At 36.7% G+C, this 26,086-nt stretch carries 29 protein-coding genes; 23 read left to right on the forward strand and 6 right to left on the reverse strand.

Going from position 1 to position 26,086, the window contains the following annotated elements; translation table 11 throughout:
- The first annotated feature begins 4 nt into the window (after positions 1 to 4).
- From LGB01_05695 to LGB01_05745, 11 genes are all read left to right on the forward strand, one after another.
- Positions 5 to 244, forward strand: coding sequence for a hypothetical protein (locus tag LGB01_05695; protein MCB4753692.1), 240 nt, complete (start codon positions 5 to 7; stop codon positions 242 to 244).
- A gap of 29 nt (positions 245 to 273) precedes the next feature.
- The gene (locus tag LGB01_05700) at positions 274 to 519 is read left to right on the forward strand and encodes an RNA-binding S4 domain-containing protein (GenBank protein MCB4753693.1); all 246 of its coding nucleotides are present in this window, start codon (positions 274 to 276) and stop codon (positions 517 to 519) included.
- Positions 520 to 547: 28 nt separating this feature from the next.
- Entirely contained in the window at positions 548 to 1,543 is a 996-nt protein-coding gene (gene trpD / locus LGB01_05705; protein ID MCB4753694.1) for an anthranilate phosphoribosyltransferase, read from the forward strand.
- Positions 1,544 to 1,625: 82 nt separating this feature from the next.
- Entirely contained in the window at positions 1,626 to 2,039 is a 414-nt protein-coding gene (gene tsaE / locus LGB01_05710; protein ID MCB4753695.1) for a tRNA (adenosine(37)-N6)-threonylcarbamoyltransferase complex ATPase subunit type 1 TsaE, read from the forward strand.
- Complete coding sequence (gene lptB / locus LGB01_05715; GenBank protein MCB4753696.1) at positions 2,039 to 2,761, forward strand: LPS export ABC transporter ATP-binding protein; 723 nt, start codon at positions 2,039 to 2,041, stop codon at positions 2,759 to 2,761. The genes tsaE and lptB overlap by 1 nt, the downstream gene beginning before the upstream one ends.
- A gap of 83 nt (positions 2,762 to 2,844) precedes the next feature.
- On the forward strand, positions 2,845 to 3,528 hold the full coding sequence (locus tag LGB01_05720; GenBank protein ID MCB4753697.1) for a F0F1 ATP synthase subunit A: 684 nt from the start codon (positions 2,845 to 2,847) through the stop codon (positions 3,526 to 3,528).
- 47 nt (positions 3,529 to 3,575) lie between these two features.
- Positions 3,576 to 3,845, forward strand: a complete 270-nt coding sequence (locus LGB01_05725) for a hypothetical protein (protein ID MCB4753698.1) — start codon at positions 3,576 to 3,578, stop codon at positions 3,843 to 3,845.
- Between the two features lie 131 nt (positions 3,846 to 3,976).
- Positions 3,977 to 5,410: an Asp-tRNA(Asn)/Glu-tRNA(Gln) amidotransferase subunit GatB gene (gene gatB, locus LGB01_05730; protein ID MCB4753699.1), complete on the forward strand. Its 1,434-nt coding sequence runs from the start codon at positions 3,977 to 3,979 to the stop codon at positions 5,408 to 5,410.
- 23 nt (positions 5,411 to 5,433) lie between these two features.
- Positions 5,434 to 6,969: an NAD-binding protein gene (locus LGB01_05735; GenBank protein MCB4753700.1), complete on the forward strand. Its 1,536-nt coding sequence runs from the start codon at positions 5,434 to 5,436 to the stop codon at positions 6,967 to 6,969.
- On the forward strand, positions 6,969 to 7,703 hold the full coding sequence (locus LGB01_05740) for an NAD-binding protein (GenBank protein ID MCB4753701.1): 735 nt from the start codon (positions 6,969 to 6,971) through the stop codon (positions 7,701 to 7,703). The genes LGB01_05735 and LGB01_05740 overlap by 1 nt, the downstream gene beginning before the upstream one ends.
- A complete protein-coding gene (locus LGB01_05745) occupies positions 7,700 to 8,587 on the forward strand; it encodes an NAD(P)H-dependent glycerol-3-phosphate dehydrogenase (protein MCB4753702.1) in 888 nt (295 codons plus the stop codon). Before LGB01_05740 ends, LGB01_05745 begins: the two co-directional genes overlap by 4 nt.
- Positions 8,588 to 8,623: 36 nt before the next feature.
- Here LGB01_05745 and nspC read toward each other — a convergent pair whose 3' ends face one another.
- Complete coding sequence (nspC, locus tag LGB01_05750; GenBank protein ID MCB4753703.1) at positions 8,624 to 9,766, reverse strand: carboxynorspermidine decarboxylase; 1,143 nt, start codon at positions 9,764 to 9,766, stop codon at positions 8,624 to 8,626.
- A 182-nt stretch (positions 9,767 to 9,948) separates the two neighbouring features.
- On the opposite strand from nspC, the gene truD reads away from it, so the two are divergent.
- Positions 9,949 to 11,016: a tRNA pseudouridine(13) synthase TruD gene (gene truD / locus LGB01_05755; GenBank protein MCB4753704.1), complete on the forward strand. Its 1,068-nt coding sequence runs from the start codon at positions 9,949 to 9,951 to the stop codon at positions 11,014 to 11,016.
- A gap of 72 nt (positions 11,017 to 11,088) precedes the next feature.
- Here truD and murA read toward each other — a convergent pair whose 3' ends face one another.
- Complete coding sequence (gene murA, locus LGB01_05760) at positions 11,089 to 12,354, reverse strand: UDP-N-acetylglucosamine 1-carboxyvinyltransferase (protein MCB4753705.1); 1,266 nt, start codon at positions 12,352 to 12,354, stop codon at positions 11,089 to 11,091.
- Between the two features lie 233 nt (positions 12,355 to 12,587).
- On the opposite strand from murA, the gene LGB01_05765 reads away from it, so the two are divergent.
- The 3 genes from LGB01_05765 (at position 12,588) to LGB01_05775 (ending at position 15,617) form a co-directional block, all read left to right on the forward strand.
- On the forward strand, positions 12,588 to 13,163 hold the full coding sequence (locus LGB01_05765; protein ID MCB4753706.1) for a hypothetical protein: 576 nt from the start codon (positions 12,588 to 12,590) through the stop codon (positions 13,161 to 13,163).
- Between the two features lie 81 nt (positions 13,164 to 13,244).
- Positions 13,245 to 13,583 carry a hypothetical protein gene (locus tag LGB01_05770; GenBank protein MCB4753707.1) on the forward strand — a complete coding sequence of 113 codons (339 nt, stop codon included), beginning with the start codon at positions 13,245 to 13,247 and terminating at the stop codon, positions 13,581 to 13,583.
- Positions 13,584 to 15,617 (forward strand): ATP-dependent helicase, encoded by a 2,034-nt coding sequence (locus LGB01_05775; protein ID MCB4753708.1) that lies wholly within the window; start codon positions 13,584 to 13,586, stop codon positions 15,615 to 15,617. It begins immediately after the preceding gene.
- 33 nt (positions 15,618 to 15,650) lie between these two features.
- On the opposite strand, the gene LGB01_05780 is transcribed toward LGB01_05775, so the two are convergent.
- Genes LGB01_05780 through LGB01_05790 form a run of 3 tightly spaced genes read right to left on the reverse strand, consistent with a single transcriptional unit; the run spans position 15,651 to position 18,442 of the window.
- Entirely contained in the window at positions 15,651 to 16,403 is a 753-nt protein-coding gene (locus LGB01_05780; GenBank protein MCB4753709.1) for an NYN domain-containing protein, read from the reverse strand.
- 37 nt (positions 16,404 to 16,440) lie between these two features.
- Entirely contained in the window at positions 16,441 to 17,064 is a 624-nt protein-coding gene (gene rsmD / locus LGB01_05785) for a 16S rRNA (guanine(966)-N(2))-methyltransferase RsmD (protein ID MCB4753710.1), read from the reverse strand.
- 43 nt (positions 17,065 to 17,107) lie between these two features.
- Positions 17,108 to 18,442 (reverse strand): SH3 domain-containing protein, encoded by a 1,335-nt coding sequence (locus LGB01_05790; GenBank protein MCB4753711.1) that lies wholly within the window; start codon positions 18,440 to 18,442, stop codon positions 17,108 to 17,110.
- A gap of 130 nt (positions 18,443 to 18,572) precedes the next feature.
- Between LGB01_05790 and LGB01_05795 the strand changes: the two genes are divergently transcribed.
- The 7 genes from LGB01_05795 (at position 18,573) to LGB01_05825 (ending at position 24,743) form a co-directional block, all read left to right on the forward strand.
- Positions 18,573 to 19,280 carry a methyltransferase domain-containing protein gene (locus LGB01_05795; GenBank protein ID MCB4753712.1) on the forward strand — a complete coding sequence of 236 codons (708 nt, stop codon included), beginning with the start codon at positions 18,573 to 18,575 and terminating at the stop codon, positions 19,278 to 19,280.
- A gap of 71 nt (positions 19,281 to 19,351) precedes the next feature.
- Positions 19,352 to 20,284 (forward strand): class I SAM-dependent methyltransferase, encoded by a 933-nt coding sequence (locus LGB01_05800; GenBank protein MCB4753713.1) that lies wholly within the window; start codon positions 19,352 to 19,354, stop codon positions 20,282 to 20,284.
- Between the two features lie 108 nt (positions 20,285 to 20,392).
- A complete protein-coding gene (locus LGB01_05805; protein ID MCB4753714.1) occupies positions 20,393 to 20,953 on the forward strand; it encodes a DUF3365 domain-containing protein in 561 nt (186 codons plus the stop codon).
- 858 nt (positions 20,954 to 21,811) lie between these two features.
- Complete coding sequence (locus LGB01_05810; protein MCB4753715.1) at positions 21,812 to 22,360, forward strand: TetR/AcrR family transcriptional regulator; 549 nt, start codon at positions 21,812 to 21,814, stop codon at positions 22,358 to 22,360.
- 117 nt (positions 22,361 to 22,477) lie between these two features.
- Positions 22,478 to 23,083 carry a class I SAM-dependent methyltransferase gene (locus tag LGB01_05815; protein ID MCB4753716.1) on the forward strand — a complete coding sequence of 202 codons (606 nt, stop codon included), beginning with the start codon at positions 22,478 to 22,480 and terminating at the stop codon, positions 23,081 to 23,083.
- A 224-nt stretch (positions 23,084 to 23,307) separates the two neighbouring features.
- Positions 23,308 to 23,913, forward strand: coding sequence for a class I SAM-dependent methyltransferase (locus tag LGB01_05820; GenBank protein MCB4753717.1), 606 nt, complete (start codon positions 23,308 to 23,310; stop codon positions 23,911 to 23,913).
- A 224-nt stretch (positions 23,914 to 24,137) separates the two neighbouring features.
- Positions 24,138 to 24,743: a class I SAM-dependent methyltransferase gene (locus LGB01_05825; protein MCB4753718.1), complete on the forward strand. Its 606-nt coding sequence runs from the start codon at positions 24,138 to 24,140 to the stop codon at positions 24,741 to 24,743.
- Here LGB01_05825 and pyrF read toward each other — a convergent pair.
- Complete coding sequence (gene pyrF / locus LGB01_05830; GenBank protein ID MCB4753719.1) at positions 24,740 to 25,414, reverse strand: orotidine-5'-phosphate decarboxylase; 675 nt, start codon at positions 25,412 to 25,414, stop codon at positions 24,740 to 24,742. The two genes, LGB01_05825 and pyrF, sit on opposite strands and share 4 nt — an antisense overlap.
- Before the next feature lie 67 nt (positions 25,415 to 25,481).
- On the opposite strand from pyrF, the gene LGB01_05835 reads away from it, so the two are divergent.
- Positions 25,482 to 26,009, forward strand: coding sequence for a peptidylprolyl isomerase (locus tag LGB01_05835; GenBank protein ID MCB4753720.1), 528 nt, complete (start codon positions 25,482 to 25,484; stop codon positions 26,007 to 26,009).
- Positions 26,010 to 26,086 lie beyond the last annotated feature (77 nt).

The following is a 26,086-nucleotide window of genomic DNA, read 5'->3' on the forward strand; positions in this document are numbered from 1 at the left end:
ACCGATGAATAATGAAGAACATGAAGTACTAAAGCAGGTAACTTTGTTAGGTATCATGAAGCGTAAACCTAATGAAAGTCTCGATGAAGTACGTACCATGCTGGTCGATACAGGAATGTACACAATGAAAGAATCCAAGCAGATATTCAAAGAACTTAAGGCAGAAAAATATCTACTCAATGGACAACTAACATTGAAGGGGTTAACAGCTGCCAAAGAAGCAGAAGCAATGTTTAAACAATAAGTAATATTTGTAAAAAGGAAGGTTGTGCCATGCGTGTAGATAAATGGCTTAGTGCAGTTAATGTAGTCAAACGGCGTACAGTGGCAACTGATATGCTCAAGTCTGGAGTGGTCTACATTAACGAGCAGAAAGCAAAAGCCTCCAAAGATGTAAAAATTGGTGATAAAATTACGATAAAATATCTTAAAGGTTCCAAGTCGTATAAAGTACTACAGATACCAACGACCAAGACAATACCTAAGAGTCAAAAAGAGGAGTATGTCAAAGAGCTTTAGTTGCTTTGACATAATAATAGTAGATAACATGAAAGTAATGAAAATGAGTACTAGAAAAGAATTTGAAAAACTTTTTAACAATGAAATGCCAGAAGAAGAGGCACGTCAATTCCTAATTGACTTTTACAAAAGAGGGGAAAGCGGAGAAGATATCGCAGTAGCCGCACAAGTAATGCGTAAACATTCCATTGAGCTGCCACTCCCTAAGGATTTAAGAGAAAAAGCCATTGACGTAGTGGGAACTGGTGGAGATAGAAGTGGGTCATTTAACATCTCAACAACGGTTTCTTTATTGCTTGCCTCTATGGGCTGCGTGGTTGCTAAGCATGGTAACCGGTCCATTACCTCTCACTCTGGTTCTGCTGATGTACTTGAAGCATTAGGAATAAACCTCAACTTGCCTATTGATGCACAAATTAAAATGCTCGAAGAGACAGGCTTTACTTTTATCTTTGCAATGAATCATCATCCAGCCATGAAACATATTATGCCAATACGAAAATCTATTGATCATCGTACCATCTTTAATATTCTTGGGCCATTGACCAATCCTGCTGGTGCAAGAAAATATCTACTAGGTGTTTTTGACCCATCGTTTATTAAACGTATGGCAGAAGCACTCCTTGAACTTGATACAGAGCGCGCCTTTGTAGTAAGTTCTCATGATGGTATGGATGAAATTTCACTTTCTGACAATAGTTCTTTTGCTTATGTGGAGAATGGGCGCATTAGCGAAGGAGAAGTAGATCCTGAGACTTTTGGTTTTCAAAAAGCTTCCAAAGAGGCAATTCTTGGTGGTGATGCACAGTTCAATGCACAAATTACCCATGATATTTTTAATATGAAAGAGTTGGGGCCAAAACGAGATATTGTACTTCTAAATACTGCTTACGCACTCTTTGCAGATGGCAACACAAGAGACATACAAGAAGCAGTTGAAAAGGCAAAAGCAGCCATTGAGAGTGGCAAGGCAGCAGTACATTTAAAAAAAATAGCCAAAGTGAGTCAAAAACTTACTTTATAGATTCTATTTTTCCTATTAGAGGGTGAGAAAGGCTGTCTATTTGTTATCAGATAATAAAAAAATAAAGGATTAAAGACACTATATGCCAAAAGAGATTATCGCATCACTTCATGAAATAGATCAAATTACCTCTTATCTCAGCAAGACGTTACCTTCTGACGCTATTATCTTTTTACACGGTGATCTTGCTTCAGGTAAAACAACTCTCACGCAAGCTATTGCTAAAGAAAGAGGTGTGGAAAGCGAAGTAACTTCTCCTACTTTTTCACTTCAACAATGTTATACCAATAACCTCTACCATTATGACCTCTACCGTCTCAGCCATGAAGCATTTATGCAAATGGGACTTTTTGAAGAGTTTGAAAAAACAGGTTGGCATATAGTAGAGTGGGGAAGCGATGCACTCAAATCTTTTTTAGAGGGTGTTGGCTATAATGTGCACATTGTAGAAATAGTGCCCCATAAAGAGAAAAGAATTTACAGGATATCCAGTTAATGCATACACTTGAAGCCAAACACCTCTCCAAAACTATCAAAAAGACTAAGATTATTCATAACATTTCTCTAAAAATACGAAGTAAAGAAATCGTAGGATTGCTTGGACCTAATGGTGCAGGAAAGACCACCTCTTTTTATATGGTTTGTGGACTAATAAGTGCAACAAGCGGAGAGGTTTTTCTTGATGGAAAAAATATAACAACACTGCCATTAAGCAAACGTGCACAGATGGGGATTGGTTATCTACCACAAGAGTCTAGTATATTCAAAGATTTAACAGTTGAAGAGAACCTTTTAATAGCAGCAGAAGCACTGAATCTACCAGAAGAGACAGTGCAACCTCGCATAGAGAGGCTCCTTGAAATTTTTAATATTGAACCAATTCGTAATCGTATTGGTATTCGTCTTAGTGGGGGAGAGCGGCGACGTGTAGAGATTGCCCGCGCACTAGTAGGTGAACCAAAATTTCTTCTGCTAGATGAGCCATTTGCTGGCGTTGACCCAATTGCAATTCTTGATATTCAAAATATTATCCATCAATTGGTAAAACTTGACATGGGGATACTGATTACCGATCATAATGTACGAGAGACACTTGACATATGCGACCGTGCTTATGTGATGCGAAGTGGTGAAATGCTAGCATCTGGAACAAGCAAAGAGATTGCCAATAATAAGAATGTGCGTAAACATTATCTTGGTGAACATTTTATCTTTTAAGAAAGTATTAAATCGTTCAGATTAACCAGTATTTTAGTGCTTTTGGTGTATAATCCAAAAAATTATTTCACGAGGATATTTTTATGGAAGGTGTATTTACTTACCTTGGCGGTATTTTAGGAGAACACAATCATACAGCTGTGATTGTCGCACACCTACTACTTGTAGCTGTAATTATTATATTTATTGCAATGTCGGCAACAAAGAGTCTAGGGGCAGTACCAACAGGTACACAGAATGTAATGGAGGCTTATCTTGAGGGTGTCATTGCCATGGGAAAAGATGTTATTGGTGAAGAGATGGCAAGAAAATATCTACCACTTGTGGCTACTGTGGGTATCTTTGTCTTTGTTTCTAATGTCATCGGTATTATCCCCGGTTTTGAGTCTCCAACTTCAAATATCAACGTTACGCTTCCACTTGCATTAATGGTTTTCTTCTATTATAACTATGAAGGAATCAAGAAGCAAGGTATCATACACTATTTTGCACACTTTGCAGGACCAGTAAAGATACTTGCACCTTTGATGTTTCCTATTGAGATTGTTTCTCATATTTCTCGCATTATCTCTCTAAGCTTCCGACTCTTTGGTAATATCAAAGGAGATGATCTTTTCTTGTGGGTACTTCTGATGTTGGTTCCTTTTATTGCGCCACTTCCTGCATACTTGCTGTTGACATTTTCTGCACTATTGCAAACATTTGTCTTCATGATTCTCATCTATGTCTACCTTGCAGGCGCTATAGCAGTTGAAGAAGAGCATTAAAAAGTATCTAATTCTTGGTAATTTTATGGAATACCCTATAAGTTTTTATGCGATTTAAGAGTAAGACACTTCATTTTATCATCAACTTTCTTTTGGGTGTATCATGGGCAACAATGCTCACCGGTATGCTCACTGCTTTTCTTGCCTTTTATGAAAATAGTCTTTTTTTTGCTATTATCTCTGCATTAATGAGTGCAATACCAGGTCTACTTGGTATTTTATTGTTAGAATATTTTATTATCAACAAAGAGAAACTCGAAGAGATAAAAAAGCAGACAGAACTATTAAAGAGGCTTGTTGAAAAAAGAGGAGATTAAGGTTTTATTGTCTAATTTTTTATATTGGCAAATACAGCCTATCTTCTATATCTTTATTGTAATCTCTCTCAAATAACCAAAACGCTATAATATCTGCCTATAATCTATCTATTTCTTTAAGGAAATTCACTATGTTTGAAACCGTTATCGGTCTTGAAATACATGTGCAGCTCAACACAAAAACCAAGCTTTTCTGCTCTTGTCCTACATCATTTGCAGCACATCAAAATAAAAATACTTGCCCTACCTGCTTGGCACTTCCAGGCGCACTTCCTGTTGTAAACAAAGAGGCAGCAGTGAAAGCAATGCGTCTTGCACATGCTGTAGAGGCTGAGATTAATGAGATGTCACGTTTTGACAGAAAGTCCTATTTTTATCCCGACTCGCCAAGTGCTTATCAGATTACACAGTTTTATGAGCCCATTTTACGTAACGGAAAGGTAATTATAGACCTTGAGGATGGCTCACAAAAGGTAGTGACTATTACAGAAGCACATCTTGAAGCAGATGCAGGAAAAAATATGCATGAGGGAAATATCTCAAAAGTTGATCTTAATCGTGCAGGAACACCTTTACTTGAAATTGTCTCCGCACCAGATATGCGTAATACAGAGGAGACGATTGCTTACCTAAAGAAGATCCATGCAACAGTACGTTATTTAGACATTAGTGATGCAAACATGCAAGAGGGGTCATTCCGTTGTGATGTAAACATCTCAGTACGCCCAAAAGGACAAGAAGCATATGGTACACGTGTAGAGATTAAAAATATGAATTCCTTCCGATTCATCTCTCAAGCAATTACCTATGAAGTGCAGCGCCAAATTGAGGCATATGAAGATGGCATCTATGAGAAAGAGATTGTTCAAGAAACACGTCTCTTTGATGCTGATAAAGGTGAAACCCGTTCCATGAGAGGAAAGGAAGAGGCAGCAGACTACCGTTATTTTCCTGAACCAGATATGCGACCACTTGCTATAACAGAGGAGATGAAAGAGAGAGCAAGCCATATCCCTGAACTCCCTGATGAAAAGGCTAAGCGCTATATAAATGAACTTGGGCTTAAGCGTTATGATGCACTGGTTATCACTGCAAGTAAAGAGATGGCATACTATTTTGAAGAGATGCTTGAGTATGGTGCAGTTCCCAAAACAGCAGTCACATGGCTTACTTCTGAATTACTTGGACGTCTAAATAAAGTAGGTTTACATATTGAAACATCGCCAGTAGATGCAAAAACATTGGGGATATTGGTTTCTAAGATTGCGGACTCCACAATTTCAGGAAAGGGCGCTAAAGAGGTACTTGACCATATGATGGAGAATAAAAATCATGATGTTGATGCAATTATTGATAAGTTAGGGCTAGTACAAATGAGTGATGATGGTACTATTTTAACGATTATTGAAGAGATTCTTGCTGCCAATACCGAAAAAGTAAAAGAGTATAAAAATGGTAAAGAAAAACTCTTTGGGTTTTTTGTTGGGCAAACGATGAAGGCAAGTAAAGGTGCGGCCAACCCTGCAAAAGTGAATGAGTTGCTTAAACAGTGTCTTAATGGATAGATGATACAAGAGGATGACAATATATGAATAATCTCGTCCTCTCCTTTGCCCATTTTTTATACAACTCTAAACGATACCGCCATGCCAAGGTAGCCGTCAAAGACCTACTAACAAACCAAAACAGTCCCTACAAGCGGTACCTTGATATCACAATTATCTTTTTAATTATTACCTCTGTTGCAATTCTCGTGTATGAGGTAAAACACCCCGTTCCTCCTTGGATTGATCTTTATGATATCTATTTTGTTTCATTTATTTTTGCTATTGAATACCTGCTTCGTCTTTGGATACAAAATAATATTTCCGAAGAAGTACTCAAAAGCCATAAAGATGCTATTTTTCTCGACAAACCTTTCAATGCTTTTTTGCCACTAAGGCAAGCACTTAGTGAGAAGCTTCGGTATATGATTACCCCTTGGGCTATTATTGATTTACTAGCAATTTTTCCTGCATATCGCCCTATTCGTGTACTACGTATTTTTATTCTTTTTAGGGTACTAAAATTGTTGCGCTATGCTAAAAGTATGAAACAGTTTGTTGAAGTTCTCGAAAATAAGCGTTTTGAACTCTATACACTACTTTTTTTACTCGCTTTTATTGTCATAACTGCTGGTATTGCCATTTATGTGCTCGAAGAAAAACTCAATCCTAATATCAAATCACTTTTTGATGCACTTTATTGGGCATTGGTGACTATCTCTACAGTTGGTTTTGGTGATATTTCTCCTGTAACCACTGAAGGGCGTGCCATCTCAATGTTTATTATCATCAGTGGTATTGCAATGATCTCTTTTGCTACTTCAGTCATTGTTTCCGCATTTTCAGAAAAGCTAAACGAGGTAAAAGAGAGTAGGGCAATTGATCGAATCAACAAGAGTAGTTCTTTTGTGGTCATCTGTGGATATGGGCAGATGGCTAAAATGTTTTTACGTAAAAGTGGGCTTTCTGTCAATGATTATATTATTCTAGAGAAAAATCCAGAAAGAGTAGAGGCGGCACGCAAAGAGGGGTATAGTGTTATTCAAGAGGATGCCAGCCACACTAAAGTACTAGAACGATTCAATGTTTCTCATGCAAAAATTACAGTGCTGACCCTTACAGCAAGTGATGTGGAGAATATTTATATTACCCTCACAGCAAAATCAATTTCACGTAAAATACAGGTAATTGCACGTGCAAGTAATCACCAAATGGTCAAGAAATTTGAACATGCTGGTGCTGATCATGTGGTTCTCCCTAATGAAGTAGCCAATAATATGATCCACATTGCCATCACGCAACCAACAATGTATAAGGCACTACATGCGGTTTTGACAGGAAAAGATGCAGCACAGATTTATGAGATACACATCAAGCATTACCCTTCACTTGTGGGAAGAAGTATTGAATCACTCAGTTTTGCTGACTACAAACTGCTCTTTCTTGGGGTACACAAAAATAAAGAGTTTCTTTTTAATCCTAAAAAAGAGATACTGCTTGAGTTGCATGATGTACTACTGGTAATAGGGCGCGAGATTAGCCTAGAGTACTTTGAAAAGAGTTATAAAAGGACACGTTGATGGCAGCTAAAAGGATACTAATATTTGGGTATGGAAGTCATGGACGATTTATTGCCAAAGGACTACTTGAAGATGGTTATGCACTTCAAATTGTAGAGGCAGATGAAAAACACCATAAAATAGCACTCAATGACGGTTTTTCCGAAAGTGTCCTTATAGACATCAGTAGTGATGAAGCACTTGAGGCATTAAATCCTCAAAGCTTCGATAAGATTGTCTGTGTAATGAATGATGAGCATTTAAATGTTTTTATTACCCTCTCATTAACCTCACTTTTTAAAGACCTCAATATTGTTGCAATCTCCGATTCTATTCATACAACAAGCAAGCTTAAGATGGCAGGAGCACAAAAAGTAATAGATCTTTATGAGGTAAGTGCCAACCGTATTTTAAATATACTCAATCGTCCAATTGCAACTGAACTACTCAAAGATTTTGTCATGAGCAAAACAGGTATAAGCTTTATGGAGATGGAGATACCCGAAGGGTCTTTTTTGCATGGAAAAAAAATAGAAGAGGTGGACTTCTCTTGCTATAATGTGCTACTTGTTGGTATGGTTGACATGGAAAGAGGGAGAGGGTTTGAATTTGTGACTGCTGGTCAAGAGCACTGGCTAGATACAGGAGATATTATTGTGTGTATGGGAGAGGTAACAAAATTACATACATTCAAGAAGATTATTGCACGAAAAGATATCAATCAGTGTCACAAAATAAAGGAGTCTAAAGTATGAAAATTGCAGTTATAGGTGCTGGAAAGTGGGGACAAGCACTGTATCATGCCTACTCACAGAAGAATAATGTAGTAATTCATTCTCGTACAGAAAGAGAGATAGAGAACTTTGTTCGGCTTGATGAGACGCTAGAACAAGAATATTTGATTATGGCAATCCCAGCACAATATATACGGCAGTGGATGGAGGAGAATTTTATTGACAAAGACCAGAAGATCCTTGTGGCAGCAAAAGGTATAGAGGTTTCTACAGGAGCATTTCTTAATGAAATATATGAAACATTTGTTTCTAAAGAACGTCTAGCATATATTTCAGGTCCCTCTTTTGCTGCAGAAGTGGTAAAATCATTACCCACTGCATTAATGATTAGTTCCCATAATCTTGAGTTGGCACATGTTTTTTCAGATGCTCTACCTAATTATATTAAGGGGTACGTAAGTGACGATGTTATTGGCGCAGAAGTCTCTGGTGCCTACAAAAATGTTATTGCGATTGCTGGTGGTGTGTGTGATGGGCTAGGGCTAGGAAACAATGCACGAGCGGCGCTCATATCACGTGGTCTTGTAGAGATGACCCGTTTTGGAGAGGCATTTGGTGCCAAGACGGAGACATTTCTTTCACTTGGTGGTGCGGGCGATCTCTTCTTGACTGCTAGTTCTACACTTTCACGAAACTATCGGGTAGGTTTAGGGCTTGCCAAAGGCAAAAGTATGAAGCAGATACTTCAAGAACTTGGAGAGGTTGCTGAAGGAGTTGGTACTGTACAAGCACTCCATAAAATTGCTGAAGCCAAAGGGCTCTATCTTCCTATTGCTACACAAACCTATATGATGGTCAAGAATGAGAAAAGTCCCCATGAGAGTGTTCAAGAACTACTTCGCTGAAAAGTAACAACAAGGCATATAGAGCAGTACCATTCTCTATGAAAGTCTATTTTTAAAATCTTTATATCCAAACTCTTTTACAACCTCAATACTTCCATCTACTCTTTTTATGGCAATACTTGGTAATTTGATACCATTAAAAGTGGTTGCCTTAACCATGGTATAGTGCATTTGATCTTCAAAAATAATCCTGTCTCCAATCCTGAGTGGCTCATCGAAGCTGTAATCACCCATGATATCTCCTGCTAAACAAGTATTGCCTGCTAAGCGGTAGGTATAGGGTTTCTCTCCTGTATCTGCTGCACCATACACCTCCGCGCGGTAAGGCATAATGATAGTATCTGGCATATGTGCCTCTGCTGAAATATCAAGAATAGCAATATCAATACCATTGCGGACAACATCAAGTACAGTAGCAACAAGTAAACCAGTCCCCCAACCTATAGCTTCTCCTGGTTCAAGATAGATTTCAACATGATATTTTTTCTTAAATTTTTTAATCAGATAGATAAGTTTCTCTACATCATAGCCTTTACGGGTAATATGATGGCCACCACCAAAGTTAATCCATTTCATTTGCGAGATATAGTGTCCAAATTTTTCCTCAAAATTTACAAGAACTGCTTCAAGAGCATTACTGTCTTGTTCACAGAGAGCATGAAAGTGTAGTCCGTCAAGTAGGGAGAGCAGTGTAATATCAAAACTCTCTATAGTCACTCCAAGTCTTGAATAGGGGGCACAGGGGTTGTATATCTCTTTAGGGGAGGCTGAATATTCCGGATTAACTCTCAAGCCCAAGGAGAGAAGAGGGTTTACCTCTTTTGCTATTTGAGCAAAAGATTTAAATTGTGTTAAGGAGTTAAAAACCAAATGATGGGAGATAATAGCTATTTTTTCAATCTCCTCCTTTTTAAACGCAGGAGAATATGTATGTACCTCTTTTTGAAACTCTTCTGCTGCTAATTGTGCTTCATGTAGTCCACTAGCACAGCAACCATCGAGATAGGGGCGAATACTGTTGAAACTTTTCCATAGAGCATACCCTTTCAATGCAAGAAGAACCTTGGCACCACTTTGTTCTTTGATATACTGAATTATCTTAAGATTATCAATAAGTTTCTTCTCATCAAGTAGCCAGTATGGTGTAGAAATGAGGGACTGTAGATTACTTTCTAATATTTTCTGCTCCCACTTATATATTATAATGCTTAATTAACTATTTTACTTAATTTCTACTTTAGTAAAAGTAATATTAATCTCACAACAAAAACAGGGGCATAAGCCAAAAATATCTGTTAAATACAAAGTAAACCCCTTTCCGCTAAAATACCACTAAAATGCCATCCTCTAAAAGGTTACCCATGAAACTCATCTATCCACTCAATATTAAAAATGAATTCCTCTTTAATGCTTCATCACGAGACTTTACTGTTGAGGAGATACCGCTATATGAATTTAGCGGAGAAGGGGAACACCTGGTATTAAAAATACGAAAAAAAGAGATGACCACATGGGAAATGCTCGATGCCATCTCAACCCATCTTGGTATCAGACGGCGTGATATTGGATATGCGGGACTTAAAGACAAGCATGCTATGACTATACAGTACATTTCACTACCAATAAAGTTTGAAACAAAAATGACAACCTTTACTCACGAAAAGATTAAGATACTTGATACCTTTTGTCATCATAATAAAATACGTATTGGACACCTCAAAGGAAACTATTTTGAAATACGCCTTAAAAAAGTACTTGGGGTACAAAAAGACAAACTTAACTCCGTACTTAAATGGATCAAAGCCAATGGTGTACCCAATTACTTTGGTAACCAGCGTTTTGGTGTCAATGGCAATAATTGGGAAGAGGGTAAAAAGCTACTTGAAGGCACACTCAAAATGCGTGATAAAAAAACATCTGAATTCCTCATGGGATCCTATCAAAGCTATCTCTTCAATAAGTGGCTTACCAAGCGTATGGAGCTTAATCTCCTACTTGAAAAATTTAGCGAAGTAGAGGTAGAACAGATTATGAAACTACCCAAAGGATCACTCAATGGAATCAAGAAGCAGCCTCATTTCTACAAGCTCATCGAAGGTGACCTAATGATGCACTATCCCTACGGTAGGCTCTTTGAGGCAGAAGAGCTTGAAACAGAAGCTCAACGCTTTGTTGTTAAAGATATTGCCCCTACAGGACTCATTGCTGGAAACAAGACAAAACGCTCTACAGGACTAGCAGGATACTTTGAGCGCATATTTGATGAAGAGATGAAGCTTTTTGGTACCAGACGATATGCATGGGTACAAGTAAACAACATTAAAAAACATTATATTGAAGAGCGAGCACACTATGAACTTTCCTTTACGCTGCCTAAGGGCTCATATGCAACAAATGTACTAGATATTTTGAGGGGAGATCTCTTGTAGTAGATAATAGTAATAAATATTAATAATGTTTACCTAGATTAAAAAAACTATACCAGAGTATTAAAATAACTTCTACGCTTTTTTACGCACAATATCTGCACCAAGAGCAACCAGTTTTCCCTCAAGGTTATCATAGCCCCTATCAAGATGGTAGATACGCCTAATATTAGTCGTACCTTCTGCCACTAGTCCTGCAAGAACAAGAGCGGAAGAGGCCCTTAAATCAGTTGCCATTACATCAGCACCATGAAGTTTTTCAACCCCTTTAATGGCTGCTGTGTTACCTTTAAGCCAAATATCAGCACCCAAACGGTTAAGTTCGCTTACATGCATAAAACGGTTTTCAAAAAGACGCTCCTCGATGAGGCTTTCTCCTTTGGCTACAACTGCAACTGCCATCAGTTGTGCCTGCATATCTGTGGGAAAACCAGGATACTCTACTGTGACAATATTCACCGGACATATCTTCTTGGCAGGATGAATGGTAATTGTATTCTCCTTTATGGTAAAACCAAATCCCATCGATTCAAGCTTATCGATAGTCGCACGCATATGTTCAGGGTTTACTGCTTCAAGAGTAATTTCAGAATTGGTGATAGCGCCAGCACAAAGATATGTTCCTGCTTCAATACGATCTGGAATAATCTCTATTTCAGGAAAGGTCAATGGTATACCGTTGGTACCTTCAATAATCAATTCATTTGTGCCTATGCCATCCACTTTTACCCCTGCGGAGGTAAGCATTTTACACAATTGTACTATCTCAGGCTCTTTGGCAGCATTAATAATAGTGGTAGTTCCGCTAGCAAGGGCTGCCGCCATAAGCGTATTCTCTGTGCCACCTACAGTAATAGTATCAAAAATAATCTTTGTGCCACTTAGTCCACCCTTTGGTGCTACGGCATGGACGTATCCACCTTTTATTTCAATGATTGCACCCATTGCTTCAAGTGCCTTAAGATGTAAATCTATTGGTCTTTGCCCAATGGCACACCCCCCTGGTAGGGAGACTTCACACTCACCAAAACGTGCAAGTAAGGGTCCAAGCACTAAAATGGAAGCACGCATCTGTGCGACAATCTCATAAACAGCCTTATGGGAATTGATAGTGCTATTATCAACACAAGCAACTGTCTCTTCATGCTTGACTTTTCCTCCAAGCATGTCTAAAAGCTTAAGAAGTGTATGAATATCTACTACATTTGGCAAATTCGTAAGCATAACTGGCTTATCGCTAAGTATTGTTGCGGCAATAACTGGCAAGGCAGCATTTTTGGCTCCACTGATGGTAACCATACTACTGAGTTTTTTACCTCCTCTAATTTGCAAATAGTCCATGGTTACGCTCCTCTATGTAATACTCAAATGGATTCTATCCTAAGATTGGTTAAGAGGAGGATGATAGAAATAAATATTTGAAAATATTAAAAGTGTTACTCTTTTTACATTAAAAAATAGAAAAATTGATATTATTCACTATAATTTAAAGAAACTATTATAAAATTTTCTGTACTATATTTTCTAATATTTTATTGCTACTGGTCAGAGATTTACTATAATAAAGGGGGATTATGTCAAGCAGTCTAGATAAGCTTAAGGCTCTCACAAACAAGTTAGAAGAGGAGATTGGGCAGAAAAAAAGTCAAACAATCATGCCTCATGTCGTTCATGAAAAGAGAGAAGAAACTACTGTAGTTTCCATGGTTGCTCCTGTGAATAAATCTAGAAAAAAGAAGACTGAAAAAGCTTTCTCAAACGACATAAGACACAATAATAAAGAGAGGGTTAGGGTACTTTATGAAAAATTAAAAATTTATGAAAAATCTCCTGATTTTAATAATATTTTTCTCTACAAAGCAATGAATCTTTCAGGAATAGGGCTTAAGGAGGAGGACTTTGGAGAGGCAAGGGAAGGAAAATATATTCAGGTGATTGCCATCACCTATGAGCCAGACAAGAATGGCAAAAAAAGGGCAAAAAATATCTCTTTAGGCTATTTTGGAAAAGCGGAGACATTGGAATTTAGGCTGAAAAATGAGATTATTGAGTTTGTACTACGTTGGCGCTATGAAAAGGTTTTCCAAAATGCAGAACACTATAAGGATCTTATTGCAAAAATTGATACACCTTCAGACACACTTTTTTAGAATTTTCTAACGCTTCACTAATTTAAATTTTGCTACAATCAACTTCTATTTATTAATACAAAAAACCTTAGGATTAGACATATGCAGTTAAAACTGATACCTGAAGCACTTCTTAAACAACTTGGTTACCCTGCTACAAAACAGACCCTTGAGCAAATTAACCGTATTTTGAAAAATACACAAGGCTTAGACAAGTTCCTTCCACATATCCCTTCTTTCCTTGATGCATTGGTTGTAGAAAAAGGCTATATTGCCATGTCAAACTCTGAAGATTATCTTAAAATTAAATGCAATGAAGATACTTCAGCAGACAACTTAACTGCTTTTACTGAGTTGGTCAACCACTGGGCAGAAAAATATAAACTTATACTCAAAAAAGTAGATAATAAAAATACCTACTATATCGTCGGTCACAATTAAGTGCCACTCTCGGCTCTCAATGATGAACAGCTGAGTGCTGCCACTGCTCCCCTTGGACACAATCTTATTATTGCTTCTGCTGGTACAGGAAAAACTTCAACGATTGTTGGACGTATCGCTTACCTAATCCAAAGTGGGGTAGATCCCTCTAGTATCTTACTACTAACTTTTACCAATAAGGCTGCTGGAGAGATGCTTACTCGCTTGGAACATTTTTTTTCCAAGAATGTGGTTTCCAAAATAGAATCAGGCACCTTTCATGCTATCAGCTATCGCTGGCTTAAACAGATACATCCCAATCTCACACTTAAGCAACCTAGTGAATTAAAAACACTTTTTCGTAGTATCTATGAAAAACGTAATTTTGAACGAATGAACCTCTCTATAGCTCCTTTTTCGGCTACCTATCTGTATGAGATGTATTCACTTTATCAAAATGCTTCACTGGATGATTTTGATATATGGTTTTTAAAGAAGTATCCTGATCATGAAAATATTATGGATGTCTATATGCATATTGTTGATGAGTTTGAAGAAGAGAAAATAGTCTATGGTTTTGCTTCCTTTAATGACTTATTGTTGCGCATTAAAGCACATTTAGAGACAAATAGTATTCTGTTTGATGAAGTATTGGTAGACGAATATCAGGACACAAACACTCTTCAGGGTGCGCTTATAGATTCCCTCAAGCCAAAGTCACTCTTCTGTGTGGGAGACTATGACCAAAGTATCTATGCATTCAATGGTGCAAATATTGAAAATATTGCCACATTCTCTAAACGTTATCCTAATGCACAGATTTTCACCCTTAAAACAAACTACCGATCTACCTCTCCTATTCTTTCACTTGCTAACCGAGTCATTGAGCGCAATAAGCGAATCTACCCCAAAAAACTGGAAGTGGGACGAAAAGACAAATCATATCCACCTAAACTACTCATTTATAATGATCTCTTCGAGCAGTATCAAGCAATTGCACACTCCATCAAGCATACCCATATACCCAACAGTGATATTGCTGTCATTTTTCGAAATAACTCCTCGGCAGATGGTATTGAGGCAAATTTAAGAGAACTAAAGATAAGTTGTAAGCGCAAAGGAGGCACCAGCTTCTTTGATGCTAAAGAGATTAAGTTTCTACTTGATGTACTTTCACTGCTTATTAACCCTAAAGATATGATGGCGTTTATTCATATTTTTGAATATGGAGGTGGCATAGGGTCAGCTCTCTCTAAGGAGATGTTTCAATGTTTTAACTACTTTGGGCGTGGCAATTTTATGGATGGAGTACTGCACCCCATCGAAAAGGATCTTCCCAAACTTACTCCCAAAAAAAATATGCAACTTGGACTCTTTGATGATGACCTTGAAGTAGGCTCTGCCGCACGCTTCAAAGAGCTGAATTTACCATCTGAGGTCTATAGCCACCCACTACTCAAACATCCCAAGCTAACACAAGAGGGAGTAAAATTTTTTACAAACTTCTACCAACTTATACAAACAATTAAAATGGAGCAATACCCTTCATCTGTACTAAAGAAAATTATCTCATCTAGGCTATACGAAGATATTATAGGAATACTTTCTAAACAACGTGGACGATTAAAAAATGGGGAGATAGACGAAGAAAAATATAAAATAGCAAGAGAACGTATTGTCAGAAAAGTACGTCTTCTGCTTGACCTTTCAATGCAATACAAAGAGCTTCGTCGTTTCGTTAATGCCATGATACTTGGTGGTGGGGAGTTAAGTGAAGGAGAGGGAGTCAACCTACTAACCGTACATGCCTCTAAAGGACTTGAGTTTTCAGAAGTATATGTAGTCGACCTCGTAGATGGTCGTTTTCCTAATCGAAAGATGATGAGCTCTATAGAGGAAGAGAGAAGGCTTTTTTATGTAGCAGTCACCCGTGCCAAAGATAGACTGTATCTCTCACTGGCAAAGTACGATAAGATCAAAAAATTAGAGTACAGACCATCGCAATTCTTGCATGAGGCAGGATTAATTAAGGAAGCGTTTATAGAAAGAGGATAAAAACTTCTCAAAAAATAAAAAATGAATGTCAGTCTAACTACTCTCCCACCGCTTATCCCGTATACTCATCTGTTTACTAATTTCATCATGGGCAATATCAAAGAGGTCAATCTCCTTAATGAGAGAGCTAAATTTCTTATAGCCATAGTTAAGTGGGGAAAAGGAAGATTTATTATTGATATATTGTCCGACAGAAGCAAGGTTTGCCCAGCCATAATCATCGGCAGTCTGCTCCACTGCTGTACGTAGCAAATTCACCAACCAACTATCCTGCCTGAGTACTTTCCCACTTTTTTTACGTTTTTCTTTTTGTACTGGAGTCTCTGAAATATCTACATCATCACTACTGCCAACAAGATTTTCTGTAAAAATAAACTGAGAGCAGGCAACCATAAAAGGCTTGGGTGTCTTTTTTTCTCCAAAACCAAAGACCTTGATACCCTCAGCTTGTACACGCATTACTACCGGTGTAAAGTCACTGTCACTAGTAGCGAAGGCAAAAGCATCTATATTTTTGGTGTGCAACAAATCGATAGCATCAATGGTCATAAGAATATCTGTAGCATTCTTATTTTTAGAGTAGTCAAACTGCTGAATAGGCTTAATAGCAAACTCTAACAACTTATCTTCCCAATTTTTAAGGTTTCCCTTTGTCCAGTTTCCATAGGCCTGACGAATATTCACCACACCATATTTACTCAACTCATTAATAATACCCTCAATCGAACGATATGAAATGTTATCGCAGTCAATAAAAAGAGCAATGTGATCTTCTTTTTTAGTCATGTATCTTCTTTTCTTGTTTAAAGTATAATATAGTGACCTATTTGATTGGTCGATAGCACGTAAGTGTTGATCGACCAAATTTTTTCTTTTTTATTTTTGTTAAAACACCAATTGTTTCAGGCATAGTCAGACTAGTCATATGCTCAACAGCAACCATTTCACATACTTCGGGCTCTATCTGCTCAATAAGTGTAATAGTCTTATTGTAGACATTGTCCATACCATCACGAGTAGAAAAGGGGGGATCAAAGTAAAAATAGCTCTTATTGCCTTGTCGTTTAGCAAGCTCATAAACCATTTTGAAGTTTTCAAAACTATCGCCATAGAAAGTATGACAACGAGATGGATCGGTCTGACCTATATTATTTTCTAGTGAACGAAAGGCAATCCTATTGTACTCCATAAAGTAGCACTGAGATGCACCACGACTGAGAGCCTCAATCCCAACCGAACCACTGCCAGCAAAAACTTCAATAAAGTTTCGATCAATAATTTCAAATTGAATAATATTAAAGAAAGACTCACGTAAAATTGATTTAGAACTGCGTGTCGTAGAGATATCTGGTATCTCAATACGTTTGCCCTTAAATACTCCAGCAATAATGGTAGTAGTAAAGAGCTTAACTTTCTCTCTATCTTTTAGAATATTGGTTTTTCTCATGGGCTGTATTTTAGCAAACTTCTCCATAGGAAGGGTTTATCTACTAAAACTTCACAATTCTTTGAATTGTATTGATCAATCGACTATTTGGGTTGGTATCGTTTTTCTCCTTACCTGGTTCTGTGGTCGTAATAACCGTACGACCCATAATCAGCTTACTGCCATCTTTCTTTCGGACACCCCAGTAGCTATGCATAATAACGGGCTCACCTTTGTATTGACCCAAATAGAGTGTAATATGACCAGGGAGATACAATAGGGAACGAAAAGGCTTTGCTTTATGAATAATTTGTTGCTTTTTTTCATTTACTGAAAGCCCTCCAATAAAAATAGGCTTCCCGTCTCGTGCTTGTTTGCTAGAATTGCGTCGTAAGAAAATACCAAATACACCCATAAAATCCCGTGTAGTTGCTGAACAGTCACGGCAGTCATATCCACCTCCCCAGCCATAGGGCTCACCGTAAAACTCTTTGGCAACCCTTGCAACATTTGGTGCAGTAAAAGGTAGTGGCTTTTTGGCAATAAGGTTCGATACTTTTACTTGTACCTTTTTAAAAATTGCTTTTCCTGCCACACTACGTGCTGCCGCAAGATAGTGCTTGTTATCTTTAGCAATAGGAAAAAGGGTGCCCAATTTAACAAAACTAATCTCTTTGCCTTTTTCATTGTAAAGTCGTAGATTATCTTTAATGGTTATGGCATAGTTTCCATTCTTAAACTTTTGTATAAAATTTTTACTAACAAATGCAATATCTCGTACCCTAACCCATCCAAATGCATAAGAAGCACGCACAAATGCCCATTTTTTATCCTTAGAGAAATGGGAAACATAAAGTGGGACATTCATATGAAGTGCAGAGTTTTGATTGTAATTAAAAGGGAATCCTTCTCCGGTTTTTTTGGGATCAAGGTAGAAAGACTGTAAAGTAGGCAAGGCATGTATATTTGTACGCTTAGTCGTGACGGCATAGAGACGTTTAGAGTCTTTGATCTTGTAATTGGCATTTTTAATCCAACGTTTATAGAGAGAACTTGGAATCATTTTTCGATTTACTGTATAGAGTTTATTGTTCGTAACAAAATGTATCTCCCAACCAAAATCTCTCAAAGGAATATCAAGTCTCTTCAGGGACCAAGGCTTAAAATATTTTTTATTAAACTTCTTATCTGCATATTGCTGTTTTGCTTTTGACCATGGTGTAATCTGTCTTGCGTAGTAAGCAGGATCTTGTGGAATCTTCCGCATATCTGCTACAGTACCTTTTGGCATATGGTCTATTGCACTGGTTTTACGTTTGCTTGGCTTTAGAATATAATCTGCATAGAGCGATGGGAGAAGTAATATGAAGAGTAATAAAAAATATCGGTGTTGTATCATCGAAATCTACTTTTTAATAGATTATAATACACTTTAGTTTAATCGTTTGTATGCAGAAAAGGGATTATTCAATACTTCTAACAAAAACAATCGTATAATACACCAAAATAAACCCGAGGCATGATTTGTCATGAAAATTCAACGAGCGTTCTCACAAAATGCAAAAGCTTATGATCAGGTCAATATTATTCAAAAAAAGGTTATACAAAAACTTATTTCTAAAATAGAAGAGTCTCCAATGAGACTGCTTGATATTGGTTGTGGGAATGGTACTTTTTACAATGCAGTTTGCTGGCCAATAGAAATTTTTGTTGGGATAGACTTTGCTGAAGGTATGCTCTCGTTGCATCCTCAACCTACATCAGTGAACCTCTTGAGGCGAGATTTTAATATGCCAAATACATTCAAAGGATTGGAAAGTTACCATTTTGACCGTATTGTTTCATCTTCCGCACTTCAGTGGGCAACCAACCTTAACAAAACACTGGCACAGATAGCCAAACTCAATGTGCCTGTCTCATTCTCTATCTTTACGTCAAATACTTTTAAAACACTTCATGAAACTGCAGGACTCTCGCCCATCCTTCGAAGCAAAGATGAGGTTATCTCTTTATTGCAAAAATATTTTAGCGGTAAAATAGAAATTTTACACTACACACTTGAGTTCACATCGGTGCGTGAGATGTTCCGTTACATGAAACGTAGTGGGGTGGGTGCCAGTAGAAATACCCTATGCTACAAGGAAATGAAAAAACTGATGAGAGAGTACCCTCTTCATTATTTGGAGTATGAAGTTGTCATACTGCATGAACAAGATATACACCAAAGAACAGTTTAACTTTAGTTTTCATAAGCGTATAAAGAGTATTGCCACTATGCCGTATGGTTTTCTCTGTTATAATAGTAACCATGATATTCACAAAAGAACCTATTTCTGAAATACTTTCCAAACTAAGAGAAGTACTTAAAGGGCAGAAAAAAGTTAGCTTCCTTGTACTTCATCCAGACCTTATGTTGGGAAGCTATGCTGGCACTATCGTAAAAATAGGAAGCAAAGACTATCTCTACCGTAGTTTGCGTGCATGGTTTGAGCTTGCAGAACTACTAGAGTGTCGCATGCTTGTACCACAGAGGGTTGATGTATCTCATCTTCAGATAACATTTGAACGGCTTAAAGAAGATTCCTTTCATGTAGTAGAAGAAGATCAAGAGGAGAAGTATGGAAGCAACTCCTTGTTCTCTTCCATACACAAAATGGAAGAGCCCACTTTTTACTACTATTATGTCGAGGCACTAAAGCATATCAAGATAGCCGAACGTACACGCATCCTTGATCTTGGCATCAACAGAGGAGATGAGTTTAGTGTCATTAGGGACATGGTAACACCAGAGCAGTATCAATCCATGGAATTTCTTGGCATTGATCACTCCAAAAGTGCACTCCAAGAGGCACGCATCTCTTTTCCTGAAAAGAATGTTTCCTTTCATCTTTGTGACATAGATAGACTTAATGAGTATCAACTTGAGCACTTTGATCTACTGATCTCCATTGGGACACTTCAGAGTTCAGGTATTCGTTTTAAGCCACTACTCATGTATCTGGTGCAGCATTGTCTCAACAAAGATAATGCTGCACTTATTCTTGGTTTTCCAAATTCTAGATGGAGAGATGGAGAGATGGTCTATGGTGCAAAAGCAACTCACTACAACTTTAATGAAATGGGGGTAGTTCTTGAAGATATTCTCTTTGCAAAACGCTATCTTCAACAAAAAAAATATCGTGTCATGATCACTGGAAAGCAATATCTCTTTCTATCCGCTGTTCGTATTGAGATCAAATAGAGTTTTATAACCTTTTTTCAAACAAGAAAGAGAAACCTATTGCTTGAACTGCGTCTATATTAAAGAAATTCCTTTATAATTACACAAATGATCATTAGGAGAATAATTATGAAAAGAATACAATTACTTTTAGGTGCAACTTTAATCTTTGGGAGCAACCTCTTTGCTCAAGATAATATCAAATCAGAAGGTATCAACTATATAAAAATGCTTGGTGGCGCACTTAAAAATGAACTCAAGGCACACATAAAAAAGGACCCAAGCGGATTGAAGGCATTAACATTTTGTACTGGAAGTGCCAAGAAGATCACTAATGATGTCAATGCAAAACTCCCCGCATATGCAAAGGTCAGAAGAACAGCACTAAGAGTTAGAAACAACAAAACCAATACTCCTGACAAAGTTGATAAAGAGGTCATGGAAGCTTACAAAAAATCCATAGCAGCTAAAACATTTACCTCCAAAGACATTAAAGTCATTAAAGTAGGGGATACAACACGTGTTTACAAACCACTTACAATCAAAAAGGTCTGTCTCAAGTGCCATGGTACAAATCTCTCACCCAAGATTACAAAGGTACTTAAAGGTGCCTATCCAGACGATAATGCAATAGGTTTTAAAGAGGGTGATTTAAGAGGAGTGATTGTAGCAGAAATCAAAAAACACTAATCTCTATATACGATCATCAAAAAACAGTAAATTCTCTTTGAGGTTTACTAATTGCTGATACTGTTTCAAAACAATGCAATAAAAAAGCACGATAGACCTATACTAGCATCAAAGTCCATCAATTCCATATTGTAATTAAGTTTAATATTCCTTAATATTTATTTACATATTATTTAATATATTTATATATTTCTTAGTATGGCTACTAATATCATCTAATATAGACTTACGTATTCTTCAATATATCCATATTTCTTAGTATTATCGTTAGAAAAGTGAGTCTGTTGGCTCATGTTTTATATTTTCCCAGAAATAATCAACATGTTTTTCAAACATTGATTAATATTCCTTAATATTTATTTACATATTGGCTAATATATTTATGTATTTCTTAGTATGACTACTAATGTCATCTAATATAGACTTACGTATTCTTCAATATCCATATTTCTTAGTATTATCGTTAGAAAGAGTGGTCTGTTGGCTCATATTTTATATTTTCCCAGAAATAATCAACATGTTTTTCAAACATTGAGACCTGGATGGACTAAAGAGAGGTGATCCAAGGGGTGTTTGTGAAGTTAAAAATACTAATCTCTATATACGGTCATCCAAAACAGTAAATTCTCTTTGAGGTTTTACTGATTGTTGATGCTGTCTCAAGCCTAATATCTCTCTAAAGCCGGCTTCTTTTGCAGTAGTACATTACTTTCAGTCAAATCCATGATGAAAAACCTCTGTTGTCAGAATGAAAGCTACCATCTTCAATATCCAAATCAGCAATGGCAATAAAACCACATTTCTTAAGCATCTGATAAAATTTTCACAAAGAGTTGATATGTATCCTCTAGATGATGAATGAGTCATAGAAGAGATAATCCATCAAATGGCATTAAGCAGAGTGCCCTCTATAACCATTTTCAAAATAAAGATGAGATACTTGCAACACTTATCAGTGACCTCACCTCCTCGGCAATAGTGACGTTATTTAGCAACAAAGAGGGTCAAGTGCTCCATAAGCAAGGAAAAGCTCTTTTGATGAGTATTGCCACGACCTTTAAGCTTTTAAGCTTTGATAGCCAAAATGAGGCACTTTTTAAGTTACTAATGCAGGAGATATTTAAAAACGACCGTATTAGAGAGATATATAATGAATATTTTTACCAAGAGAACGTCAAAAAACTCTCTGGTATCTTCTTTTCGATGATGCAAGATGAGATAATATGCTCATCAGACCCCCTATTGCTAGCCAATGAGTTTTTTTCACCACTCTTTTTTTACCAGATGCAGATCTCTTTGCTTAAACTAGATAAAAAATCGACCTCTTCTGTGATCTCAATGTTTGAAAAACATGTTGATTATTTCTGGGAAAATATAAAACATGAGCCAACAGACTCACTTTTCTAACGATAATACTAAGAAATGTGGATATATTAAAGAATATATAAGTGTATATTCTTTAATATTATTAACCAACTAAGAAATATATTAAATAATATGTAAATAAATATTAAGGAATATTAAATGAAAGAGGATATGTTTGCCAATAAATCAAAAAACTGGGATATGAATTCAAAACGTGTTAGGAATACACGCAATATTACTGAACTAATAGTAAAGAATATAAAACTTAATCACAATATGGAATTGATGGACTTTGGTGCTGGTACAGGACTATTGAGCTTTCTTATTGCACCGTTTGTCAAAAAAATTACAGCAGTAGATAACTCCCCTTCTATGTTAAGAGAGTTTAAAAATAAATGTAGTGAGTTTGCCTGTGAAACAGAAATAATAAAAAAAGACCTCTCCGAAGAGGTACTCGAGAGAGTATTTGATGGGATTATCTCTTCTATGACTATTCATCATCTAGAGGATACATATCAACTCTTTAGAAAATTTTATCAGATGCTTAAGAAAGGTGGTTTTATTGCCATTGCTGATTTGGATATTGAAGATGGTAGCTTTCATTCTGACAACAGAGGTGTTTTTCATCATGGATTTGACCGAAAAGTACTTCGTACCATTGCAAAAGAAGCCGGCTTTAGAGAGATACAGTTTGAGACAGCATCAACAATCAGTAAACCTCAAAGAGAATTTACTGTTTTTTTGATGACTGCATATAGAGATTAGTATTTCTAGATAAAAAATCGACCTCTTCTGTGATCTCAATGTTTGAAAAACATGTTGATTATTTCTGGGAAAATATAAAACATGAGCCAACAGACTCACTTTTCTAACGATAATACTAAGAAATGTGGATATATTAAAGAATATATAAGTGTATATTCTTTAATATTATTAACCAACTAAGAAATATATTAAATAATATGTAAATAAATATTAAGGAATATTAAATGAAAGAGGATATGTTTGCCAATAAATCAAAAAACTGGGATATGAATTCAAAACGTGTTAGGAATACACGCAATATTACTGAACTAATAGTAAAGAATATAAAACTTAATCACAATATGGAATTGATGGACTTTGGTGCTGGTACAGGACTATTGAGCTTTCTTATTGCACCGTTTGTCAAAAAAATTACAGCAGTAGATAACTCCCCTTCTATGTTAAGAGAGTTTAAAAATAAATGTAGTGAGTTTGCCTGTGAAACAGAAATAATAAAAAAAGACCTCTCCGAAGAGGTACTCGAGAGAGTATTTGATGGGATTATCTCTTCTATGACTATTCATCATCTAGAGGATACATATCAACTCTTTAGAAAATTTTATCAGATGCTTAAGAAAGGTGGTTTTATTGCCATTGCTGATTTGGATATTGAAGATGGTAGCTTTCATTCTGACAACAGAGGTGTTTTTCATCATGGATTTGACCGAAAAGTACTTCGTACCATTGCAAAAGAAGCCGGCTTTAGAGAGATACAGTTTGAGACAGCATCAACAATCAGTAAACCTCAAAGAGAATTTACTGTTTTTTTGATGACTGCATATAGAGATTAGTATTTCTAGATAAAAAATCGACCTCTTCTGTGATCTCAATGTTTGAAAAACATGTTGATTATTTCTGGGAAAATATAAAACATGAGCCAACAGACTCACTTTTCTAACGATAATACTAAGAAATGTGGATATATTAAAGAATATATAAGTGTATATTCTTTAATATTATTAACCAACTAAGAAATATATTAAATAATATGTAAATAAATATTAAGGAATATTAAATGAAAGAGGATATGTTTGCCAATAAATCAAAAAACTGGGATATGAATTCAAAACGTGTTAGGAATACACGCAATATTACTGAACTAATAGTAAAGAATATAAAACTTAATCACAATATGGAATTGATGGACTTTGGTGCTGGTACAGGACTATTGAGCTTTCTTATTGCACCGTTTGTCAAAAAAATTACAGCAGTAGATAACTCCCCTTCTATGTTAAGAGAGTTTAAAAATAAATGTAGTGAGTTTGCCTGTGAAACAGAAATAATAAAAAAAGACCTCTCCGAAGAGGTACTCGAGAGAGTATTTGATGGGATTATCTCTTCTATGACTATTCATCATCTAGAGGATACATATCAACTCTTTAGAAAATTTTATCAGATGCTTAAGAAAGGTGGTTTTATTGCCATTGCTGATTTGGATATTGAAGATGGTAGCTTTCATTCTGACAACAGAGGTGTTTTTCATCATGGATTTGACCGAAAAGTACTTCGTACCATTGCAAAAGAAGCCGGCTTTAGAGAGATACAGTTTGAGACAGCATCAACAATCAGTAAACCTCAAAGAGAATTTACTGTTTTTTTGATGACTGCATATAGAGATTAGTATATCTCTTCAACTTTGTGTTTTGGGTCATCTGCTTTGTAGACTGGTCTGCCCACTACCGGGAAATCCACTCCCTCTTGTGCTGCAGCCTGTAGTGTTGCCACACGTTGTTGATCACCCGCATCTTCACCAAAAGGCCTAATACCAGGACAGAGTGTTAAAAATGTCTCCGATGTAGCCTGTTTGATTGCCCTGCTCTCAAACGTCGAACAAACCACCCCATCTAATCCACTCTCATAACTCATTTTTGCAAATTGCTTTGCCTTTTCGTTAATGCTCTTTTCATAAATAGACCCAAAGGTATCTTCATCAAAAGAGGTGAGTGCTGTCACTGCCAATACGATGGGGGGATTCTTATAGGTCTCAAGGCGCTTCATAACTGCTTGCATTGCCACAGAACCTGCCGAAGCATGGATATTGAACATATCAACTCCCAACTTGGCAATCTCTTCAGCGGCATCTGCCATGGTATTGGGAATGTCATAAAGTTTAAGATCAAGGAAGATACGAAAATGAGGGTTGATCTCTTTAAGTGCCTCAATCAATAATTTCCCGTCACGAATATAGGTGCGAAAACCTACTTTGATCCAAATATGATAGTGTTTTAGCAGTTTGGCAAGTGCTAAATTTTCTTCTGCAGAAGGCAGGTCAAGTGCAACACATAGCTCCATAGACAACCCCTAATATAATAGTTGGTATAATCATAACCTAAATTAACTACCAAAGGACTAAACCGATATGCTTGGAAAACAATCTAAAAGATACGATATCTCACAAGATACAATGAATACCTATCAGTACGCAAAAATACAAACCAATAAAGGTGATATCTGGATCAAACTTCACCCAGATGATGCACCCAATACTGTAGCAAATTTTGCACATCTTGCCAATGAAGGTTTTTACAATACCCTTAAGTTCCACAGGGTTATTCCTGGCTTCATGGCACAAGGGGGATGCCCACACTCAGGACCTACAGGTAACCCTGCCTTGGCAGGAACAGGTGGTCCAGACTGGCAAATTGACTGCGAGACTGATACGAGCCAACACAAACATGGACGCGGAAGCCTCTCTATGGCACATGCGGGACCCAATACTGGTGGCAGTCAGTTCTTTATCTGTTTTGCATCTTGTCCACATCTTGATGGTGTACATACAGTATTTGGTGCCATAGAAAAAGATGACACACAAAGCTTTATGGTACTTGACAATATTGAACAAAATGATATTATTGAAACAATTGAGATTTGTACAAATAAAGAATAAAATTAAAAAATATTAATAGTAGATAGTGTCAGGGATTACTTATTTTATACTAAATAGTATTATTCGATATTAAGGGG

The organism is Sulfurovum sp. (assembly GCA_020525365.1).
In the GTDB taxonomy this organism is placed as follows: Bacteria; Campylobacterota; Campylobacteria; order Campylobacterales; family Sulfurovaceae; genus Sulfurovum.

Coding starts and splice junctions, on each gene's coding strand:
- LGB01_05700 (MCB4753693.1), top strand. CDS start 274: ATGCGTGTAGATAAATGGCTTAGTGCAGTTAATGTAGTCAAACGGCGT.
- LGB01_05810 (MCB4753715.1), top strand. CDS start 21,812: ATGAGTCATAGAAGAGATAATCCATCAAATGGCATTAAGCAGAGTGCC.
- LGB01_05800 (MCB4753713.1), top strand. CDS start 19,352: ATGATATTCACAAAAGAACCTATTTCTGAAATACTTTCCAAACTAAGA.
- LGB01_05825 (MCB4753718.1), top strand. CDS start 24,138: ATGAAAGAGGATATGTTTGCCAATAAATCAAAAAACTGGGATATGAAT.
- LGB01_05765 (MCB4753706.1), top strand. CDS start 12,588: ATGTCAAGCAGTCTAGATAAGCTTAAGGCTCTCACAAACAAGTTAGAA.
- trpD (MCB4753694.1), top strand. CDS start 548: ATGAAAGTAATGAAAATGAGTACTAGAAAAGAATTTGAAAAACTTTTT.
- lptB (MCB4753696.1), top strand. CDS start 2,039: ATGCATACACTTGAAGCCAAACACCTCTCCAAAACTATCAAAAAGACT.
- LGB01_05815 (MCB4753716.1), top strand. CDS start 22,478: ATGAAAGAGGATATGTTTGCCAATAAATCAAAAAACTGGGATATGAAT.
- LGB01_05720 (MCB4753697.1), top strand. CDS start 2,845: ATGGAAGGTGTATTTACTTACCTTGGCGGTATTTTAGGAGAACACAAT.
- LGB01_05790 (MCB4753711.1), bottom strand. CDS start 18,442: ATGATACAACACCGATATTTTTTATTACTCTTCATATTACTTCTCCCA.
- gatB (MCB4753699.1), top strand. CDS start 3,977: ATGTTTGAAACCGTTATCGGTCTTGAAATACATGTGCAGCTCAACACA.
- LGB01_05795 (MCB4753712.1), top strand. CDS start 18,573: ATGAAAATTCAACGAGCGTTCTCACAAAATGCAAAAGCTTATGATCAG.
- truD (MCB4753704.1), top strand. CDS start 9,949: ATGAAACTCATCTATCCACTCAATATTAAAAATGAATTCCTCTTTAAT.
- LGB01_05805 (MCB4753714.1), top strand. CDS start 20,393: ATGAAAAGAATACAATTACTTTTAGGTGCAACTTTAATCTTTGGGAGC.
- rsmD (MCB4753710.1), bottom strand. CDS start 17,064: ATGAGAAAAACCAATATTCTAAAAGATAGAGAGAAAGTTAAGCTCTTT.
- LGB01_05745 (MCB4753702.1), top strand. CDS start 7,700: ATGAAAATTGCAGTTATAGGTGCTGGAAAGTGGGGACAAGCACTGTAT.
- LGB01_05740 (MCB4753701.1), top strand. CDS start 6,969: ATGGCAGCTAAAAGGATACTAATATTTGGGTATGGAAGTCATGGACGA.
- LGB01_05835 (MCB4753720.1), top strand. CDS start 25,482: ATGCTTGGAAAACAATCTAAAAGATACGATATCTCACAAGATACAATG.
- pyrF (MCB4753719.1), bottom strand. CDS start 25,414: ATGGAGCTATGTGTTGCACTTGACCTGCCTTCTGCAGAAGAAAATTTA.
- LGB01_05780 (MCB4753709.1), bottom strand. CDS start 16,403: ATGACTAAAAAAGAAGATCACATTGCTCTTTTTATTGACTGCGATAAC.
- LGB01_05695 (MCB4753692.1), top strand. CDS start 5: ATGAATAATGAAGAACATGAAGTACTAAAGCAGGTAACTTTGTTAGGT.
- LGB01_05820 (MCB4753717.1), top strand. CDS start 23,308: ATGAAAGAGGATATGTTTGCCAATAAATCAAAAAACTGGGATATGAAT.
- murA (MCB4753705.1), bottom strand. CDS start 12,354: ATGGACTATTTGCAAATTAGAGGAGGTAAAAAACTCAGTAGTATGGTT.
- LGB01_05725 (MCB4753698.1), top strand. CDS start 3,576: ATGCGATTTAAGAGTAAGACACTTCATTTTATCATCAACTTTCTTTTG.
- tsaE (MCB4753695.1), top strand. CDS start 1,626: ATGCCAAAAGAGATTATCGCATCACTTCATGAAATAGATCAAATTACC.
- LGB01_05770 (MCB4753707.1), top strand. CDS start 13,245: ATGCAGTTAAAACTGATACCTGAAGCACTTCTTAAACAACTTGGTTAC.
- LGB01_05735 (MCB4753700.1), top strand. CDS start 5,434: ATGAATAATCTCGTCCTCTCCTTTGCCCATTTTTTATACAACTCTAAA.